The organism is Desulfuromonas sp. TF (genome assembly GCF_000472285.1).
In the GTDB taxonomy this organism is placed as follows: domain Bacteria; phylum Desulfobacterota; class Desulfuromonadia; order Desulfuromonadales; family ATBO01; genus ATBO01.
This window is the reverse complement of sequence record NZ_KI421421.1, coordinates 208,748-210,163: the sequence shown is the minus strand read 5'-3', so window position 1 is coordinate 210,163 and position 1,416 is coordinate 208,748. Positions and strand designations below refer to the sequence as shown.

The window sequence follows — 1,416 nt, the reverse complement described above, 5'->3', positions numbered from 1 at the left end:
CGGCAAGAAGTTCACCCTCCAGGTCGCTCCCGAGGACTGCACCGGCTGCGGCGCCTGCGTCCACAACTGCCCCGCCAAGAGCAAGGAAGACCCCAACCACAAGGCCATCAATATGACCTTCCAGGCTCCGCTTCGCGAGCAGGAGGCCAAAAACTGGGACTTCTTCCTCGGTCTCTCCGACACCGACCCGGCCCTGATCAACCGCGCCAGCCTCAAGGGCAGCCAGCTGCTGCCGCCGATGTTCGAGTTCTCCGGCGCCTGCGCCGGCTGCGGCGAGACCCCCTTCGTCAAACTGTGCTCCCAGCTCTTCGGCGACCGCATGCTGGTGGCCAACGCCACCGGCTGCTCCTCCATCTACGGCGGCAACCTCCCCACCACCCCCTGGACCACCCGCAAGGACGGCCTGGGCCCGGCGTGGAGCAACTCCCTGTTCGAAGACAACGCCGAGTTCGGCTTCGGCATGCGCCTGGCCGTCGACAAGAGCACCGAGTACGCCCTGGAGATGCTCGATCGGATCATGGGGTGCGGCTGCAAGGTGTGCGAGGCCGACAAGGCCCTCATGCAGCAGATCAAGGAGGCCGACCAGAGCACCCAGGAGGGGATCGAGGCCCAGCGCGGCCGCGTCGCCCAGCTCAAGAAGGTGCTCGCCTCCTGCACCGATCCCGAAGCCAAGCAGCTCCTCAACGTCGCCGACTACCTGGTCAAGAAGTCCGTCTGGATCCACGGCGGCGACGGCTGGGCCTACGACATCGGCTACGGCGGGCTCGACCACGTGCTCGCCTCCGGCGAGAACGTCAACGTGCTGGTGCTCGACACCGAGGTCTACTCCAACACCGGAGGCCAGGCCTCCAAGGCGACCCCGCTGGGCGCCGTCGCCCAGTTCGCCGCCGGCGGCAAGCGCATGCCGAAGAAGGACCTCGGCATGATCGCCATGACCTACGGCAACATCTATGTCGCCAAGGTCGCCATGTCCAACCCCGCCCAGGCGGTCAAGGCGATGCTCGAAGCCGACGCCTACGACGGCCCCTCTCTGGTGATCGCCTACACCCACTGCATCGCCCACGGCATCGACATGGCCTCGGCGGTGGACGGCTGCAAGGAGGCGGTCAACAGCGGCCACTGGCCCCTGTTCCGCTACGATCCGCGCCTGGCCGATCAGGGGAAGAACCCGCTGCAGCTCGACTCCAAGGAGCCGACCATCACCTTCGAGGACTACGCCCAGCGGCAGAACCGCTACCGGGTGCTCAAGAAAGCCAACCCCGAGGCGGCGGCCAAGCTGATGGAAGAGGCCAACAAGATCACGGCAACACGCTTCGACCTGTACAAGAAGCTGGCTGAAATGCAGGCCGACTGCGGTAAGAAATAGTAGTCAACCCTCAGAAAGGAAAAAGCTCCCGGTGAAAAATGCCGGGAGCT

At 65.4% G+C, this 1,416-nt stretch carries 1 protein-coding gene; it reads left to right on the top strand.

Annotation, left to right across the window (positions count from 1 at the left end):
- A partial coding sequence (locus tag DTF_RS27255) for a thiamine pyrophosphate-dependent enzyme (protein WP_226989320.1) occupies nucleotides 1–1,366 on the top strand: 1,366 nt, incomplete at its 5' end.
- Nucleotides 1,367–1,416 lie beyond the last annotated feature (50 nt).